Source organism: Bacillus sp. m3-13 (assembly GCF_000175075.1).
Taxonomy (GTDB): domain Bacteria; phylum Bacillota; class Bacilli; order Bacillales; family Bacillaceae_I; genus Sutcliffiella_A; species Sutcliffiella_A horikoshii_C.
On sequence record NZ_ACPC01000040.1, the window covers coordinates 1 to 18541 of the forward strand.

Sequence of the window (18541 nt, forward strand, 5' to 3'; positions counted from 1 at the left end):
TGCCCGTGGAGAAAATTCAGACAGGTAGGTGGTCAGCACCACTAAGATGGTAGAGAATGTAATGGTAGTCATCGTTAATAATGACGACGCAATGGAGCTGAGAATGGTTTGAGACAAATTGATGTCTGAAAGAAAAATGGCTGGTATTTGATTCTCTGCATCCATAGATGAAAGTAAGTAATTATCAAGTAATAATGTGCCGATTGCAAGGAAGAATGCAAATGCTCCATAAAAAGAGGGCAAATACCAAAAGCTTGTTCTCAAACGTAATAGACTAGCTGAACGTGCCATGCTTAACACTCCTTAAAATAAAAGTACTCTAGAAGAAAATGTAGATACTTTATTGAAAATATGTTATAGTAACAAAGTTAAATTGAATAAAGTCTTACGCCGATAATGGTGTCAGGAGAGGTTCTAGCAAATACCCTCTATAAAAAACTAAGGACAGATACCAAACTATATTCCTTAGGATATAGTTTTTTTATTTTTTCTGATGTTATGCGCTAGCCTCCATTATTTTTGGTTAGCGTTTTTTGTATGACTATAGATATAGATGATTAAAGGAGTGAAGACACGATGAAGCAAAAGGAAAAAGCGATGGTCGTGTTCAGTGGCGGGCAGGACAGCACTACTTGCCTAATTTGGGCAATGAAAGAATTTGATGAAGTGGAAGCTGTCACATTCCATTACGGACAGCGACATGAACTAGAGATTGATTGTGCAACAAGTATTGCAAAAGAACTTGGAGTAAAACACCGCATTCTTGATATGTCCCTTTTAGGACAATTAACACCAAATGCCCTTACTAGAGATAATATCGAAATAGAAGAAAAAGAAGGGGAATTGCCAAGCACGTTTGTAGACGGAAGAAATCTGCTATTCCTTTCCTTTGCAGCTGTAGCAGCAAAGCAGATTGGTGCGAGACATATTGTGACAGGCGTTTGCGAAACAGACTTCAGCGGGTACCCGGATTGTCGTGATGTTTTTATTAAATCCATGAATGTGACGTTAAACCTTTCTATGGATTACCCATTTGTCATTCATACTCCTTTGATGTGGTTGAACAAGGAAGAAACATGGGAATTGGCAGATGACCTTGACGCATTAGACTTTGTAAGAACAAAAACATTGACTTGCTATAATGGTGTTATCGCGGACGGATGTGGCGAGTGCCCTGCGTGTAAACTGAGAAAACGTGGATTGGATGACTACCTTGTTAAAAAAAATAAAGGGGTTGTGTCCTCATGATGCAACAAATTTACCCACAAGTACAACATGATTTCTGCTATGAGCTAAACAAGGATATGCAAATAGCAGCAGCACACTTTGTTCCAACAGATGCAGCAGGGAAATGCAGACAGCTACATGGACATACTTACTTTGTCAATGTGACAGTGGCAGGAGACGCCTTGGACGAGGCAGGCTTTCTTGTTAACTTTCAAATATTAAAAAAACTTTTGCACGATAAATTTGATCACACAGTCTTAAATGATCATAAAGACGTCTTCAATGACGAGGATCCGAATTTTTTCCCTACAACAGAAGTGGTGGCAAGAGTCATGTGGGAAACGATAGAAAAGCATTTAGAGACTCTTCCTTCCAAACCTACCTGTCTTCAAGTATATGTAAGGGAAACACCGACAAGTTATTGTATTTACCGTCCTAAGAAGGGGAAAAAGTAATGAGCAGTCTAATTCCAGTTCTAGAAATATTCGGCCCTACCATCCAAGGAGAAGGGATGGTCATTGGCCAGAAAACGATGTTCGTCCGAACGGCTGGTTGTGATTACCGATGTTCATGGTGCGATTCTGCTTTCACATGGGATGGCAGCGCAAAGGATGACATAGTGATGATGTCACATGAAGAGATATATGAGCAGTTGGTTGAAATAGGTGGGAAAGCCTTTAATCACGTTACTATCTCTGGAGGAAACCCAGCTCTTTTAAAGAATATCGGGAAACTTGTACAACTCCTTCATGAGAACGATATAAAGGTGGCGCTTGAAACGCAAGGAAGCAAATGGCAGGATTGGCTAATGGAAATAGATGATCTAACCATTTCTCCAAAACCGCCAAGCTCCGGGATGGATACCAACTTTTCCATACTTAGAGATCTGCTAGAAAGAGTTAAAAACAGTAGTGTTTCTCTAAAAGTAGTGGTATTTGATGAGGACGATTTGGCTTACTCGAAAAAGGTCCATAAGCTATATCCGGATATAGCTTTTTATGTACAAGTAGGAAATGATGATACAACCACAGAAGATGATCAAAAGTTAATCAGTAATTTGTTGGCTAAGTATGAGTGGCTGATTGATCAGGTAATGAATGATGATGAAATGAATAATGTTCGCGTGTTGCCACAATTGCACACACTAGTATGGGGCAATAAGCGCGGAGTTTAATAAAGGAGAGAGTGAGTATGTCAGGAAGAAAAGATTCAGAATTGGAAGGTGTAACATTACTAGGGAATCAAGGAACAAGTTATTTGTTCAACTATTCCCCGGATGTGTTGGAAACCTTTGAAAATAAACATCCAAACAGAGATTATTTTGTAAAATTCAATTGTCCGGAGTTTACAAGTTTATGTCCCAAAACGAATCAGCCGGATTTTGCCACTATTTACATCAGCTATATCCCGGGTGAACTAATGGTGGAGAGCAAATCATTGAAGCTGTACCTATTCAGCTTCCGTAACCATGGAGATTTCCACGAGGATTGCATGAATATCATCATGAACGATTTAATTGAACTAATGGACCCGCGTTATATCGAAGTATGGGGTAAATTCACTCCACGCGGCGGAATTTCCATCGACCCTTACACCAACTATGGAAAACCTGGCACGAAATACGAAGAAATGGCTGAGTACCGTCTTATGAACCACGACCTATACCCAGAAAAAATCGATAACAGATAATCCATCCAAGAAAACACAGCTCCCATTGTGTTTTCTTTTTTTAGAGATAAGTTTATAAGACCGTTGATTTCCGTTCCATGCGCTTCGCTTGCCTGCGGGCGGGTCCGTGAGCCTCCTCGGCTTCCGCCTTGGCCACTGAAAAAGTCTTTGATGTTAGATTTTTTTAAGACACCGCTGTTAATTTCCGCAAACGGCTTCGCTTTCCACGGGGCGACCTTGAGCCTCCTCGGGCTACGCCCTGCGGGGTCTCAACATTGTCGCTACTCCCCCGTAGGAGTCTTCGCCTATTGCTCCAATCAACAGCTATAAATTATCCAAAAGATTGGTTACTAGGTTTTTCAGTGGCCTCGCTTCGCCTGTGGGGTCTCACCTGTCCCTTCCTCCCGCGGGCGTCTGCGCGCCTTCCACTGCAATCAACAAGGTTATTACAACTTACTAATCTTTTTCCGGTAAAAAAGCCCGCAAAACTTTGCGGGCTGTGGTAAAGAGATGGATCATTCTGTGGATACTGCTGGGTCGGCCTGTTCTTTGACAGGGTTGACTTGCAGGAAGTAGTCTACAGGGTTGTCGAGCATTTGCTTGATTTCTGCGGCTTCTTCTAGTTGGTGCTGGTCTAGCAGGGATTGATGGTAGATGGAAAGTAACTCCACTACATCCTTCAGGCCAGCTGCATTAAGTGGTTCGATGTTCACTTTTGCGCCTTTTGCGATACGGCGTTGAAGTGCTTCTTTTGTTAAGCCCATTTCCGGCTGATGACGAAGGTAGACGGCTCCACCAGTCATACCTGCGCAGATCCAAGGGCCAGGGTCACCAAGAACAAGGCCGCGGCCATTTGTCATGTACTCAAACGCAAAGCCTTTAATATTGGCGTTAACTCCAAGGTTTCCATGTTCAACAGCTGGAATTGGAGTGGTGATTTTTCCACCGATAATCATGTCAGCTCCGGAAAGGCGGATCCCTGCACGTGCATCAGCGTTTCCTTGAACAACAAGCGCTCCTTTTTGTGCACCGTAGCCAAAGCCTTTTCCAACAGAACCGTTATAGAACTTGCCGTCTTTCCCTTTATATTTAAAGACGAAGATGCTTCCGCCGAATGCGGTTTTACCGATGCCGTCCTGTGCGCCACCCTCAACCTTGATGTTGATACCGGTTGAGTTGTATGCACCAAGTCCGTTACCAGGTATAGAGCCTTTGTTGTAGCGAAGTTCCACTTCAGGTAACTCCAGGTAAGAGCCGTCCAAGCGTCCGCGTACACGGTGGCAGGATACACGGCTGCCAAGGACACGCTGTTCTGCTGTTACCGCATCATATTGACGGGATTCATGCAGGTCGCTTTCTTGGTAATCCAGATATTCTGCACCAGCTGCAACTAGAAGCTTTTCTTTTTCCATGCTTGCCGCCACTTCTTTTTGTGCAAGCTGTGGTACGTCTAACGTGTGAAGCAAGTTGGAAAGATCCAGCGATTCCAAGCCGCGCGTTTGCTCGAGAAGATCAGAGCGTCCGACGATTTCCTGCAAGTTATCAAAGCCAAGAGACGCTGTTAATGATTTCAGCTCATCACCAAAAGCAGTGAACAGGTTCATCAAGCCTTGTACGGCAAGATCTGATTGTCTAGGAACAAAGCGACGAAGACCGTGATCTTTTGCTTGTGCTTCGGATTCAATTTGCGTTGCAATTCCAACGTGACATGTATCCAAGTGACAGCCGCGGCATGTTGTACAACCGATGGCGATCATAGAAAGAGTTCCGAATCCAATACGGTTCGCACCTAATAGCATAACTTTCATGCAGTCAAGCGCGCTCTTGATTCCGCCGTCCGCCCAGATTTCCACTTTGTTGCGGAGACCGGATTCAATCAACGCGTTATGCGCAGCTTTTACACCAATTTCAACTGGTAACCCTACATATTGAAGGGCGTGGATTCTTGCTGCCCCTGTTCCGCCGTCAAAACCACTGATCGTAATGATGTCCGCACCGGCTTTTGCGATTCCGACTGCAATTGTTCCGATATTAGGTACAACCGGTACTTTAACCGCAACCTTCGCCTGATCGTTGGCTGTTTTCAGCTCGGCAATCATTTGCGCCAAGTCTTCAATAGAGTAGATGTCATGGTTATTGGATGGAGAGATTAAATCCGATCCAATCGTTGCATTACGTGCTTCGGCGATCTTAGCTGTAACTTTCGATCCAGGTAAATGTCCGCCTTCACCAGGCTTTGCTCCTTGCCCAATCTTAATCTCCAATAGGTTGGAGGAGTTAAGCAACTCAGCATTTACTCCAAAACGTCCGGATGCCACTTGCTGACCGCGCGTTTTTGGGTATTTTCCAAGCATATCTTTGATTTCGCCGCCCTCACCGTTCAGGCTGACCATGTTCAGTTTATCTGCAGCTTCGGCATATGCTCTGAATGCGATTTCGTTTTGAGAACCAAAGGACATAGATGCAATGACGAATGGCAAATCATGTGCCCCAACCCCGATATTCACTTTTTCTTTTGCTGGTTGTTTGCCTGAAACTCTTAAGTCAGTCAAATGACGAATGGTAATAGGATTTTTCGTTTCTTGTTCATCCAGCTTTTCGCGATAATCATCGTATGTTCCGTTCTTTGCCACGTCTCCGATTGCTTTCCAGATACGAGGGAAGAGGTGGAACGACTTGCCTGGACGAGCCTTTTCATCTTCAAAGTCCACTGCGCGTTCTGCAGCATCCTCTTTTAATTTTGTAAAATTAAAGCCGAGTTTATCAGAGCCAAGGAAATTGACGATTCCAAGTGCTTCCTCGACTTCTTTATGAAGGCCAATTGCCGAGAACAAGCGACCGTATCCTCGTAACTCATGAATTCCAATCGTAGAAATGACTTTTTCCATTCCTTTAGTCAGTGCTCCGAAAAGGTTCACAACAGGCTTAGTTGTCTCATCACTAACAGTTCCAAATAGTAGGTATGGACTGATGGCATTTGCCCCAAGTCCGATTGCGACCATCACATCATGAAGGGAACGGATGGCACCGGAACGAAGCAATAGTGCACATTTACGACGATATTGATGTTGAACCAACTCTTCATTAATGGCTGCCGTCACAAGATGAGGGTCTAACCAAAGCTGGCCATCTTTGTGTGCTTGGGCATCATCAATGATCAATAAGGTTTTGCCGTCTTTTACGGCGTCCACCGCTTCTGCTTTTAGACGGTCTAAAGCTGAAGGAATATCTTCATCTGAACCACAGGTAGCATTAACGTAATAGGTCAGTCCTTGTGATTGGAACTGGTTTACTACCTGATCGTAGGAAGGTTGCCCCAGTTCTGCGGCGCAATCCATGCCAACCTGGCCTTCTACTAATAATGGAGAAAGGAGTTCCATTGTGTAGCCGTTTGGTACTAGGTCTTCTTTTTGGAGGGCTGGACGGGCACCAAGAACCGTTCTTGTGGAAAAGTGTTCTGTCTCACGGTCACGGTCGATTGCTGGATTCGTTACAACCGCTACGCTTTCTTTTATAAAATCAGCGATATTGTTGCGGCCAGGATTCATGGCAGCAAGCGGTACGTCATGACCAAGGGAACGGATCGGTTCTGCACCTTTTTCCGCCATCTGTTCGATTAACTGGATATGCTCCCGGTCCCAACCGAAAGCTGCGTAATGTCCGTTATGCACTTTTGCAAGTGGAGCGGTAGACACATAGGTATCAAGTTTTGGTGCATTCAGACGTTCAGCGAATCCTTCCACAGCAAACTTCTCGTTCATACGCTGATAGACTTCTTCTTGATACGCATGATAGTCATACACTTTAATCGTATCGCCATCCCATTTCATCCCAACTTTTTCACCAGGAGAGAAAGGCTTCGGCTCTGCCGTGTATTCCGTTGTCGGAATGATACCCGGTTCTGACGAAAAATAATACGAAGTCTCTGTCTGAAGCATCCAAACTGGACGAAGCCCGAGCGCATCTAGACTGAATACTGCTTCGTCTTTGTTACGGGAAATGATGCCTGCAGGACCTTGTGCAAAGTGGCCCCAAGTTTCACGTACATATGTGTAAAGGTCCTGTAAATGAGCAGGATAGCTTTTAATTTCATTGACAATCGGCGGGAAGACGATATCTAGTGCTTCAAAAAGCGTAAAACCGTCGCGAGAAATCAACGTATCAATCGTTCTGTTTAAATCCTGAGAATCACTTCCGCCATTAGTTAGTGGCACACCAATCATTGTTGCTTCATCACGTAGCTTAGCAATCGTATTGATCTCACCGTTATGACCTAGGACGCTAAATGGTTGCACACGAAAAAAGTTAGATAGTGTATTGGTAGAATAGCGGTTATGCCCAAGCGTCATAGCAGATGCAACAAGCGGGTTTGCCAAGTCATGATAGAATTTTGGCAAAATATCGCCGGCACCCATTACTTTGTAAACCGCATGGTAGTTCGATAGGGATGCAACATGTACGTCATCATTTTTTTCGATCTCAATGGCAGCATGGAACAGGTGCGCTTGTGTGCACTCTTGTTTTTCTGAAACTAAAGCAATCTGCCAGAACACCGGATCTTGGATGATAGCAATCGGTCCTAATGCTTCAGAAGATGTCACGGTATCAGAAGCAAAAACTAGTTTAAGAGATGCTTTTTCTAAAATGCTTGTAATCTCGCTTTTCACTTGGTCCACATCAACATGGTGATTGATGAAGAAGTGACCGACTACAAAATCTTCGCGATCTACAAGGGAAGCGTCCTCGCCGACTTTCTCGAGTTTTTCTTTCCAAAGTGCACGGGGGATATCTATGTGAATGCCGACACCGTCGCCTTCACCGTTAATGAAACCGGCACGATGGTTCATTTTGACTAACGCATCTATACAGTCGTCGATATTTTTCTTTGTTGGGATTTTTTTCTTTTCAATAGCGGATACAATACCACATGCATCGTGTTCTGCGTTGTGAAAATCTTTAAATGTACTTGGACTCCAATTTTTCATATGGATTGGCTGTTAACTAGGGATATAAGTGGGGACCCTAACTAGCCATTCACCTCCTGTGGTTTGATAGTTTGATAAGAAAAACCTGTGCAGATAAATAGTAGTAGCTATACGTTCTGCGTGAGGTAAGCTCGGCGGTTTTCTTATAAATAGGTAAAAAGTGAGGAAAAATAAATAAGGGAATTTTCAGACTTTAAATTATATACTAACATTTCAAACAATAAAAATCAATTTTTTATGCAAAAAAGTGAAGAGGTCATACAAGTGAAGGGAAAGAGAAATTGTTTATTTGTAAGCGTTTTCAAGGTTTGCTATAGAAAAAGACAGCATGCTGGTGTACACGCTGTCTTGTATATTTATGCATTCGCTAATTCTTTGAATGCGTGCTCAACTGCATCTAGTGTCAATCTTACATCTTCTTCGGTATGTTCCGTTGTCACAAACCATGCTTCGTATTTAGATGGTGCGAGGTTGATTCCTTGGTTCAGCATCAGCTTGAAGAATTTAGCAAATTGTTCGCCGTCTGTATTTTCCGCCTGTTCATAGTTTACTACTGTTTCATCTGTAAAGTAGATGGTAAGTGCACCTTTGAGACGGTTGATGGTAATGGTGATTCCATATTTTTCTGCTCTTTCCAGAATGCCTTCTTCTAGTAAGCGGCCGATTTGGTCAAGGTGTTCGTAAACTCCTTCTTGTTGGAGTACTTCCAAGCAAGCGATTCCTGATAAAATAGATGCCGGATTACCTGCCATAGTACCTGCCTGATATGCAGGGCCGAGTGGCGCAACTTTCTCCATGATTTCCGCGCGACCACCGTATGCACCAATCGGAAGTCCGCCGCCGATGATTTTTCCTAGCGCCGTTAGGTCAGGTGTGATTCCAAGCATGTCCTGCGCACCGCCATACATAAAGCGAAATGCCGTTATCACTTCATCATAGATAACAAGTGCCCCAGCTTCATGGCTGATGTCGTTTACTGCTTGAAGGAAGCCAGGTTTTGGTTCTACGATTCCAAAGTTACCGACGATTGGCTCCACAAGGACGCCCGCAATCTGGTCGCCCCATTTTTCCATGGCTTCACGGAATGGTTCGATGTCGTTAAAAGGAACGGTGATGACTTCGTTGGCAATGCTCTTTGGTACGCCAGCGGAATCTGGTGTTCCAAGTGTTGCCGGACCAGATCCTGCTGCAACAAGAACCAGGTCCGAATGTCCATGATAGCAGCCGGCAAACTTGATGATTTTGTCTCGACCTGTGTAGGCACGCGCCACGCGGATGGTTGTCATTACTGCCTCGGTACCGGAATTGACGAAGCGTACTTTGTCCATTCCAGGCATCGCTTCTTTAAGCATTTTCGCAAACTTCACTTCATGGGGAGTAGGTGTTCCGTACAAGACACCAGTTTGTGCTGCTTTCGTAATGGCTTCTGTTATATGCGGGTGGGCATGCCCGGTGATGATTGGTCCGTAAGCTGCCAGGTAGTCGATGTATTTATTGCCGTCGACATCCCAGAAGTAAGCTCCTTCCGCGCGTTCCATTACGACCGGTGCACCGCCGCCGACTGCTTTATAGGAACGGGAAGGGCTGTTCACGCCACCGACGATATGTTGCAAGGCTTCTTCGTGTATTTGTTGTGATTTTGAAAAGTTCATATCTAATTGAATCCTCCTGGTTCATTTGTTTGGTAAAAGAAATGATACGTTATTTTATCATGAATGGTGTGGGGTTGTAATGGAAAACGGAATTCCCAAAGCTTCCCGTTTGAGTGTTCCCCCTCACTTGTAATACACTAGTCTCTATGAGCTTTTTTCAAAAGACTATCATCAAATGTTCATATAATAGAAAGGAAGTAACCTAGATGCATAATGTTATAGAAGTAAATGCACTTCGCAAAGAGTTTAAAGCATATTCTAGTCGTTCTGGTTTAAAGGGTGCATTCCGCGATCTTTTTACAAGAAACTATAAAATAGTGCCAGCCGTCAACGATGTTTCTTTTACAATTAAACAAGGGGAAATGGTCGGGTACATCGGGGAGAATGGTGCAGGAAAGTCGACCACCATCAAAATGCTGACAGGAATTCTCACCCCGACATCTGGAACAGTACGAGTTAATGGGATGAATCCGCATAAAGAAAGGGAAGAGTTTGTCCGTTCCATTGGTGTTGTGTTCGGTCAGCGTTCCCAGCTGTGGTGGGACATCGCGGTTCAGGAATCGTTCCGCCTGCTTAAAAAAGTGTATAAGGTCTCAGACGAAGATTATAACGAGCATATGGACCATGTCATCAAAACGCTTGATATCGGCCATCTTCTTGATAAGCCGGTAAGAAAGCTGTCGCTTGGTCAACGAATGCGTTGTGAACTGGCAGCGGCGCTCATACACAATCCGCCCCTGCTTTTCCTTGACGAACCAACAATCGGCTTGGATGTATTAGTAAAACTTAAAATCCGACAGTTCCTAAAAGAAATAAACGAAAAATATAAAACAACGATTCTATTAACTACGCATGACATGGCAGATATTGAAGCACTTTGTGAGCGAGTGGTCATGTTAGATGAAGGAAAGGTCATTTATGATGGTTCTCTTCAAAAGCTTCGTAACAACTGGGGAGAAGGGAAGCAAATCAGATTCCAATTTGCTCAAAATGTCACAGTAGAACAACTTACCCCGCTGACTCCAGATCTTGAAGTACTCTGGAAAAATGAAGGGAAAGAAACAATTTGGAGCGCGGTAGTTTCTAAAGAAGAAGAGGAAATATCTGAACTAATTGGCAGGGTAGTAGGGAAGTTTGCCATCACAGACCTTACCATACAAGAGATTTCCACAGAGGAGATTATCCGCAATATCTATGATAAGGGGATGGTCTCGACCGGGGAACCAACGTCCCAAAAGCAGCCGGTGTTGACCCATGGATAAGTATATTGAAATGATACGCATCCGCTTTTTGATGATGCTGGCGTATCGAACGAACTATTACTCAGGTATTCTCATTTATAGCATCAATATAGGTGCCTACTACTTCCTGTGGCAAGCGATCTATAGCGGAAAAGAAGATATCCAAGGCATCTCCACCATCCAAATGACAACCTATGTCGCAGTCGCTTGGATGGCTCGTGCGTTTTATTTTAATAATATTGACCGAGAAATTGCCCAAGAGATAAAAGAAGGAAAGGTTGCCGTTGAATTGATCAGGCCGTATAACTACCTTGGCATGAAGACTATGCAAGGTTTGGGAGAGGGTATCTTCCGTCTGGCATTTTTCTCGGTTCCAGGTATGGTCATTGTGGCACTCGTCTTTCCATTGGAGTTCTCGGCAAACTTTGCCACATGGGGGCTTTTCGGTATCTCGATTATCTTCAGCTTTATTGTCAACACGCAGATCAACCTGCTGACAGGGATTATGACGTTCTTCCTATTTAATAATGACGGGCTTATCCGTGCCAAGCGTGTCGTCATTGACCTGTTTTCCGGGTTGCTGTTGCCAATCAGCTTTTACCCATTATGGGCACAAGATGTCATGAGCTTTCTGCCGTTTCAGGCAATAAGTTATATCCCTAGTATGATTTTTACAGAGGGCATTACAGGAAATGCGGTATTTCAGGCATTATTCATGCAAATGATCTGGGTATTTATCCTGATTATCCCGATACAATTGCTATGGAATCTGGCAAAAAAACAATTAGTCGTGCAAGGAGGGTGAGGAATGTTTTATGTTTCGATGTTTTTTCAATACATTGCCCAATATATGAAAACGCGTTTCCAATATAGGGCGGACCTTGTGGTGGAAATCCTCTCCGACTTGTTGTTTCAGGCGGTCAACCTGGTGTTTATCCTGGTTGTCTTCGGACATACGCAGTTTTTGAGCGGGTGGAGCAGGGAGGAAATTATCTTTATTTATGGGTTCTTTTTGGTGCCATTTGCACTGTTTTCGGCATTTTTTAACATTTGGGATTTTAATGAACGATATATTGTAAAAGGGGAGATGGATCGCATCCTGACAAGGCCGATTCATAGTCTGTTTCAAGTGGTGCTTGAGCGGATGGAATTGGAATCATTATTCGGTGTGTTTACAGGGGTAGCCATCATGATTTATGCGGGTAACCTGCTAGATTTAACTTTTGCTTGGTACGATTATCTTCTATTAATAATCTTTGTGCTTGGGGGAGCCCTTGTCTATGCGGGAATATTCGTCTTGCTTGCAAGTATTGGCTTCTGGTCAGATGCAAGAACATCGATCATGCCGATGATGTACAATATCGGCAATTATGGGAGATATCCTGTAGACATCTATAACAATGTCATTCGTTTTGTTTTAACATGGATACTTCCATTTGCCTTTGTCGGAGTATACCCGTCTGCATACTTCCTCGGCAGGTCAGAGTGGTATGGATACGCATTTATGACCCCATTTATCGGCGTGGCATTCTTTGTTCTAGCTGTATTTGTCTGGAATGTCGGCGTAACCAAATATAGAGGAGCAGGGAATTAAACCTGTATAAAAAAAGCATACCTATTCTTCCGTCGCGTATATTGTACTAATGGCATGTCCGCGCATTGGAGGAATAGGATGCTTTATTTATTTATCGTCATCTTTATATTTATTGCAATCTTTATCAGTTTTTCACATGTGTTCTCTTCAGAAAGCAGAAGCATTCCATATGTCTCAAAAGAAACACTTTTACTGTTACTGTTGATATACTCGACACTGCTGCTTTCGTTTGGTCTTTTATATACTGTTCTCCATATTGAAGGGCACCCTGTTCTATTGGAAAGAGGCGAACTGATCAGCGGAAGTTACTTTTCCATCTTTTTTCGCTCGGTTTATTTCAGTGCGATCACCATATTGACGGTAGGGTATGGAGATATCACCCCAATAGGTATCGGCAGGGCCATTGCTATGACAGAAGCGTTGATTGGCTTTGTCATGCCGGCAGCCTTTGTGGTCCGGGTTGTCCTGCATATGGACGGGCGTGAGAGATAAACGTTCCTAATTCCCCTCATTTAAAAAACGGTTGGATAACTCTGATACCGGTTCCGGACAGTTAGCGTCAGCGTTCAAGGGAGTCTCTATGGACTTCTGCTTAACGCTGATTTTTTTATGGTGTTCTGTTACTGCCCCTTCATGAAGTACATCTTCTTTTTTCATGACAACTACCTCCATCCACTTGTTTTTTGTAATTAGTTTAGGTCAATTGGCAAAGTATATGTATGCTACCTCATTTCTTGATAATTCTTCTTACTTTCGATAGGCTTAAAGAAACTGATTATAAGTAAGGAGGAGTTTTATAATGACCATGCAAGTTGGCAAAAAAGCACCTGATTTTTCATTGCTATCCAATACAGGCGAGACAGTGACCCTTTCAAGTTTTCAAGGGAAGAATGTGGTTCTTTATTTTTACCCAAAAGATATGACCCCCGGTTGCACCACACAGGCGTGTGATTTCCGGGATATGCATGAAGACTTCTCGAATCTTGATACAGTAATACTCGGGGTAAGTCCAGACCCTCAATCAAGGCATGAAAAGTTTATTGAAAAGCACGGTTTGCCATTTATGCTTTTAGTGGACGAGGATCATGAAGTGGCTGAACTTTATGATGTATGGAAGCTAAAGAAAAATTTCGGCAAAGAGTATATGGGAATCGAACGTTCTACCTTCATCATTAATAAAGAAGGCGAATTAGTAAAAGAGTGGAGAAAAGTAAAAGTGAAGGGCCATGTGGAAGAGGCTTTGAGTTTCATAAAAGAGAACTTATAAAAGGAAAAGCCTTTTTTTCAATAATTAAGGCAAATGTCTAACTACAAAAGGCTCGTAAGTGAGTATTTTATAGTGTAGGGCATACCTCCTCAAAAGTTGACGTGATTAGAGTGCGAGCATAGAGCTTGCACTCCTTTTTATTGATATGAATTTATATTATGGGTAAAGTAAAGAAAGGTCCAAAATAGGACCAGTACGTTAATTTAGTAAAGGATACATAGTATTAATATTATTTCAAAAATTGGTTATTTTGCGCGTATTCGCTGAACCCTTCCATCCGTCAAGTTTTTTTATTATACTGATAAAGGATTTTTTCCTGTTATTTTTTGAAAATTTAATAGATTGAGAAAGGGGATTTTATCATGGAAGCAACACAAAAGAAACGCGGCTTTGTTATGCGTGCTCTTGACAGCATTGAGCGCGTTGGTAATAAGCTGCCTCACCCGGTAACGTTATTCGCGATTTTCGCGTTATTGGTCATTGTCGCTTCTGGAATTTTTTCCAGCATGGGTGTACAAGTAGACGATCCTTTAAATGAGGGAGAAGTTCTTACTGTTAAAAACCTAATGAGTTCAGAAGGAATTGCATACATCTTTGAAAGTGCCGTAACAAACTTCACAGGCTTTGCTCCACTTGGAACAGTTCTTGTTACGATGATTGGTATCGGTATTGCGGAGAGATCTGGCCTTATCAGTGCAGGTCTTCGAGGCTTGGTAACATCCGTTCCTAAACAATTGATGACAGCTGCTCTAGTATTCGGAGGAATTATGTCATCTATGGCTGCGGATGCTGGTTATGTTGTATTGACACCACTTGGTGCTGTACTTTTCGCAGGACTGGGAAGGCACCCACTGGCTGGACTTGCAGCAGCATTTGCCGGGGTATCTGCAGGATTCAGTGCAAACTTACTGTTAACATCTCTTGATCCGTTATTAGGGTCTTTAACACAAGAAGCAGCAGCAACAGTTGACCCGGAATATGCTGCAGGCATGAACTACATGATGAACTTCTACTTCATGTTTGCTTCAGTATTCGTTCTTACTATTGTTGGTACGTTCGTTACGGATAAAATTGTTGAACCGCGTCTTGGTGAGTACAAAGGTGCTTACAAAGGAGACGTTGACTTCTTAAAACCTGAAGAGAAAAAAGGTTTATGGGCTGCACTGTTTGCATTCATTGCAACTATTGCAGTAATGGCTTTACTAGTTGTTCCTTCTTGGGGACCACTACGTGGAGACGGCTCATTCTTAGAAGCGCCATTCTTCCATACACTTGTACCAGTAATTCTAATTATGTTCTTCATTCCGGGACTTGTTTATGGAATGATCACGAAATCCATTAAAAATGATAAAGATGTAGCAAATCAAATGTCCGATACAATGGCAACAATGGGTGCATACATTGTACTGGCATTTGTGGCTGGTCAGTTTGTCGCTTACTTTAATGAAACAAACCTTGGTCTTGTTCTGGCAGTAAACGGTGCAGAACTCATCCAAGGAATCGGCTTTGACAGCGAAAATCGTTTCATGAGCATTTTGTTAATTCTTGTGTTTATGATTGTTGCAGGTTTTATCAACCTGTTTATCGGAAGTGCATCTGCTAAATGGGCAATCATGGCGCCGGTATTTGTTCCGATGATGATGGGTCTAGGGTATTCCCCTGAGCTTACTCAATTGGCATATCGTTTAGCTGATTCGACTACAAACGTCATTTCACCATTAATGCCATACTTCGCAATCGTTATCGCGTTTGCGCAAAAGTATGATAAAAAGGTTGGGATTGGTACACTAATCTCTACAATGATTCCATACTCTGTGTTCTTCTCCATCGTATGGGTTATCATGCTTATCGTTTGGATCCTTACCGGCTTGCCAATCGGACCGAACGCACCTATCGATTATGTAGGCTAATAAAATGAAAACACCTGCTTGTCCATAATGGACTTGCGGGTGTTTTTTTGCTATAAGGAAAGTAGAAGCTTAAAAAATGAAGAGTAGGGGATGGGGAGTTAATGAAAATCTATACAAAAACAGGCGATAAAGGACAAACTTCTTTAGTCTATGGGCAAAGAGTGGATAAAAACCACGTACGCGTAGAAGCATATGGAACATGTGATGAAGCAAACTCGATGATTGGTCTTGCAATGGCTTATCTAAACGATGAAGATTTTAATCGAAAGGAAACGCTTCTCAAATCCTTCTATAACATCCAGACGATTCTTTTTCACGTGGGAGCCGAACTCGCCACACCGGCAGGGAAAGAAGTGAAATGGAAGCTGACAGAAAAGCATGTGGAAAGCCTGGAGGACGAAATGGACGAACTAGACGCAACACTTCCTCCTTTGAAAAATTTCGTATTACCTGGAGGGTCAAAAGCTGGAGCGGCTTTGCACAGCGCAAGAACTATCGTAAGAAGGGTAGAAAGATCTGCTGTTGGATTAAGCGATGAACTTTCTCCTAATGTACTTGCCTATTTGAACCGTCTTTCCGACTACCTGTTTGTCGTAGCACGCTATGTAAACAGCCAATTAAACAAGGAAGAACCAGTTTTAAAACCAGAGGTTTAAAATCGCTTTAACTTCATATAGATATAAGTAATAACATTGACAAAAATATCAATATCACGGTACACTAATTATAAATATTATAAAGTAATAATCTTTATGAAAAGTGAGGTGCATGACTGTGGCAAACGAACAATTAAAAGAGGCGCTAGAAACGCTAAAACAAACTGGAGTTCGCATAACTCCACAGCGTCATGCGATTTTAGAGTATCTTATTCAATCTATGTCCCATCCGACAGCTGACGATATATACAAAGCACTTGAAGGAAAGTTTCCCAATATGAGTGTCGCGACTGTTTACAACAACCTGAGAGTTTTCCGTGAAGTTGGTCTTGTAAAAGAATTGACCTACGGAGACAACTCCAGTCGTTTTGACTACGTGACAACCGACCATTATCACTTGATCTGTGACGAATGTGGCAAAATTGTCGACTTTCATTATCCAGGTCTTGATGAAGTGGAAGCGTTGGCTGCTCATGTTACTGGATTCAAAATTGCTCGCCATCGCATGGAAATTTACGGTGTCTGCCCAGAGTGCGATAAAGGGGCACATTGACCTTTTGTCTCTGGAAAAACAACCAATAAAAAAGCTGATAGGACTTAGATCCTATCAGCTTTCTTTTTTGAATTATAATCCTCATTGAACTCTTTTCCTTCAAGAGAAGGATCCATCGTTAACGGTTCATTACAATACATGCACATGTCTACACGGCCAAGAACTTTAGTATGCTTCCCGCAGTTGGGGCAAACTACCTGTACGGCCTTTGTGGACAGCATGCCGATCCAAAAATAAACAACCGTGGACCCAACGATGCATAAAAGTCCCAATAACATAAACAAAGTCATGACCAACATGTTTCCTTGAAAGAATATTCCTATATACATAACGAAGAAACCGATAAAGACAAGACTGAGTGCAAAGGTTCTTATTTTATTAATTTTACTAGAATATTTACGAGCCATGAACACTACCTCCTAAAACAATATAATAGCACATTTTATCCCAAAATGGAGTTTCAGTCACAGACATGTTGAATTTAGAAGTTGACCGAATGTTCTGGATTAAAAATGATAAAAAGGACTTTAAAAGAAAGTGTCGAATAATAGGGAGAACCCTTTAAATATGGAGGTCTTAAGATGGAAGATTTACTTCGTCCGATCTATCAAGAACGCGCAAGTCAATCCAACACGCAAGGAATATTAATGATAGAAAAGAAAAACCCCGTTAGTCCAAATACAGATAAATTTGACGTGATTCTCTTTATGGTAGTAAAAGAGCTTGATGAATCCTTGTACGTCAAACACTATGAATTGCTTCAAAAGAAAGCCGCACTTTACATCGCGAGCGAACAACAATTGGAAGAATGGATAACACTTGGAACCAACCGAAGAGTCATCGACTGGATCATCAACGGGAAAGTGCTCTTTGACAGAAATGAGTTTATCTATGCGCTAAGAGGTAAACTGCTCGATTTCCCACTCGAAGACCGTAAACTAAAAATAGGTTTAGAATTTGCGAAACTAATAAGAAGATATCTTGAAGGTAAAGATTTCTTTGATTCTAAACATTATATCGATGCCTATAACCATATCGTCCACTCTCTTCACCATTTGGCAAGGCTGGCAGTGATCGATCACGGTTTCCATCCAGAAATAACTGTTTGGAATCAAGTGAAGAAGATCGAACCGGAAATCTACAAACTATATGAAGAGCTAATTCAAGGCGATGAACCTATTGATAAAAGACTGGAACTACTCTTCCTTGCAAATGAGTTCATGATCTATTCGAGAACAAGAACCGGAGCCAAACATTTAATAGAAGTATTAATGGAAAAAGAAGAAGCGTGGTCTTACAATGAAATGCTGCACCACCCTAAACTCCAAAAGTATTCAGTAGATCTAAGTGTACTGGTAGAATACTTAGTGGAAAAAGGTTTCCTGGAAGTGCAGAAGAAACAAACCAAAGGAAATGGTGTTTTTCACCGACTTTATCAGGTTGTGCCAGAGAAATAATATCGAAAGAAGTTACGCTTAAGGCTCCTAAGGACAGATGATTTCCTTAGGACCTTAAGCTTTTCTTAACCCTTTAAAAATTATTTCAAAAAAGTTTAAAAGATGTATTGACGATGTTTGTCGTTACATGGTATATTATTATTCGTCGCCGCAAGAGAAAAGCTTAAACGCGACAACGAGAAAAAAAGAAATTAAAAAAGATGTTGACTTAAAACATCAAAACATGTTATATTAATAAAGTCGCTTCTGAGCGATAAACTGATTGAAATGATCTTTGAAAACTAAACAAAACAACAGCGTCATAACGTCGGTTCTACGGAACATGACAAAA

At 42.3% G+C, this 18541-nt stretch carries 18 protein-coding genes and 1 riboswitch; of the genes, 13 read left to right on the top strand and 5 right to left on the bottom strand.

The genetic code is table 11. The annotated features are described in order from the left end of the window. Positions 1-291: DUF2254 family protein (locus M313_RS23945; protein ID WP_010198132.1), on the bottom strand; the 291-nt coding region annotated here is incomplete at its 3' end. A 111-nt stretch (positions 292-402) separates the two neighbouring features. Further along, a riboswitch (PreQ1 riboswitch) is annotated at positions 403-448 on the top strand. Between the two features lie 128 nt (positions 449-576). Here M313_RS23945 and queC point away from each other — a divergent pair. From queC to queF, 4 genes are read left to right on the top strand one after another with little or no spacing between them, the layout of a single operon-like run. Beyond that, positions 577-1248, top strand: a complete 672-nt coding sequence (gene queC / locus M313_RS0117155; protein WP_010193220.1) for a 7-cyano-7-deazaguanine synthase QueC — start codon at positions 577-579, stop codon at positions 1246-1248. Continuing rightward, positions 1245-1682, top strand: coding sequence for a 6-carboxytetrahydropterin synthase QueD (queD, locus tag M313_RS0117160; RefSeq protein WP_010193222.1), 438 nt, complete (start codon positions 1245-1247; stop codon positions 1680-1682). Before queC ends, queD begins: the two co-directional genes overlap by 4 nt. Beyond that, positions 1682-2401: a 7-carboxy-7-deazaguanine synthase QueE gene (queE, locus tag M313_RS0117165; protein ID WP_010193223.1), complete on the top strand. Its 720-nt coding sequence runs from the start codon at positions 1682-1684 to the stop codon at positions 2399-2401. Before queD ends, queE begins: the two co-directional genes overlap by 1 nt. A 17-nt stretch (positions 2402-2418) precedes the next feature. Beyond that, on the top strand, positions 2419-2916 hold the full coding sequence (gene queF, locus M313_RS0117170; protein ID WP_010193224.1) for a preQ(1) synthase: 498 nt from the start codon (positions 2419-2421) through the stop codon (positions 2914-2916). 494 nt (positions 2917-3410) lie between these two features. Here queF and M313_RS0117175 read toward each other — a convergent pair whose 3' ends face one another. Beyond that, positions 3411-7880, bottom strand: coding sequence for a glutamate synthase-related protein (locus tag M313_RS0117175; RefSeq protein WP_010198135.1), 4470 nt, complete (start codon positions 7878-7880; stop codon positions 3411-3413). Positions 7881-8236: 356 nt separating this feature from the next. Further along, positions 8237-9532 (bottom strand): glutamate-1-semialdehyde 2,1-aminomutase, encoded by a 1296-nt coding sequence (locus tag M313_RS0117180; protein ID WP_010198137.1) that lies wholly within the window; start codon positions 9530-9532, stop codon positions 8237-8239. 206 nt (positions 9533-9738) lie between these two features. Between M313_RS0117180 and M313_RS0117185 the strand changes: the two genes are divergently transcribed. From M313_RS0117185 to M313_RS0117200, 4 genes are all read left to right on the top strand, one after another. After that, on the top strand, positions 9739-10794 hold the full coding sequence (locus tag M313_RS0117185; protein WP_010198139.1) for an ABC transporter ATP-binding protein: 1056 nt from the start codon (positions 9739-9741) through the stop codon (positions 10792-10794). Continuing rightward, entirely contained in the window at positions 10787-11578 is a 792-nt protein-coding gene (locus M313_RS0117190) for an ABC transporter permease (RefSeq protein ID WP_010198141.1), read from the top strand. Before M313_RS0117185 ends, M313_RS0117190 begins: the two co-directional genes overlap by 8 nt. A 3-nt stretch (positions 11579-11581) precedes the next feature. Further along, positions 11582-12367: an ABC transporter permease gene (locus M313_RS0117195; protein WP_010198144.1), complete on the top strand. Its 786-nt coding sequence runs from the start codon at positions 11582-11584 to the stop codon at positions 12365-12367. 78 nt (positions 12368-12445) lie between these two features. Then, positions 12446-12859 carry a potassium channel family protein gene (locus M313_RS0117200; protein ID WP_010198147.1) on the top strand — a complete coding sequence of 138 codons (414 nt, stop codon included), beginning with the start codon at positions 12446-12448 and terminating at the stop codon, positions 12857-12859. A gap of 6 nt (positions 12860-12865) precedes the next feature. Here the strand turns inward: M313_RS0117200 and M313_RS25925 are convergent, their stop codons facing one another. Then, positions 12866-13024, bottom strand: coding sequence for a hypothetical protein (locus M313_RS25925; protein WP_010198150.1), 159 nt, complete (start codon positions 13022-13024; stop codon positions 12866-12868). Between the two features lie 142 nt (positions 13025-13166). Between M313_RS25925 and bcp the strand changes: the two genes are divergently transcribed. The 4 genes from bcp (at position 13167) to perR (ending at position 16753) form a co-directional block, all read left to right on the top strand. After that, complete coding sequence (bcp, locus tag M313_RS0117210; protein WP_010198153.1) at positions 13167-13634, top strand: thioredoxin-dependent thiol peroxidase; 468 nt, start codon at positions 13167-13169, stop codon at positions 13632-13634. Between the two features lie 362 nt (positions 13635-13996). Then, the gene (locus M313_RS0117215; protein WP_010198156.1) at positions 13997-15544 is read left to right on the top strand and encodes an AbgT family transporter; all 1548 of its coding nucleotides are present in this window, start codon (positions 13997-13999) and stop codon (positions 15542-15544) included. Positions 15545-15645: 101 nt separating this feature from the next. Next, complete coding sequence (locus tag M313_RS0117220) at positions 15646-16200, top strand: cob(I)yrinic acid a,c-diamide adenosyltransferase (protein WP_010198159.1); 555 nt, start codon at positions 15646-15648, stop codon at positions 16198-16200. A 118-nt stretch (positions 16201-16318) separates the two neighbouring features. Continuing rightward, positions 16319-16753 (top strand): peroxide-responsive transcriptional repressor PerR, encoded by a 435-nt coding sequence (perR, locus tag M313_RS0117225; protein WP_010198161.1) that lies wholly within the window; start codon positions 16319-16321, stop codon positions 16751-16753. A 44-nt stretch (positions 16754-16797) separates the two neighbouring features. Here perR and M313_RS0117230 read toward each other — a convergent pair whose 3' ends face one another. Then, positions 16798-17160 (bottom strand): YgzB family protein, encoded by a 363-nt coding sequence (locus M313_RS0117230; protein WP_010198164.1) that lies wholly within the window; start codon positions 17158-17160, stop codon positions 16798-16800. A 174-nt stretch (positions 17161-17334) separates the two neighbouring features. Between M313_RS0117230 and M313_RS0117235 the strand changes: the two genes are divergently transcribed. Next, a complete protein-coding gene (locus M313_RS0117235; RefSeq protein ID WP_010198166.1) occupies positions 17335-18210 on the top strand; it encodes a nucleotidyltransferase-like protein in 876 nt (291 codons plus the stop codon). Positions 18211-18541: the final 331 nt, after the last annotated feature.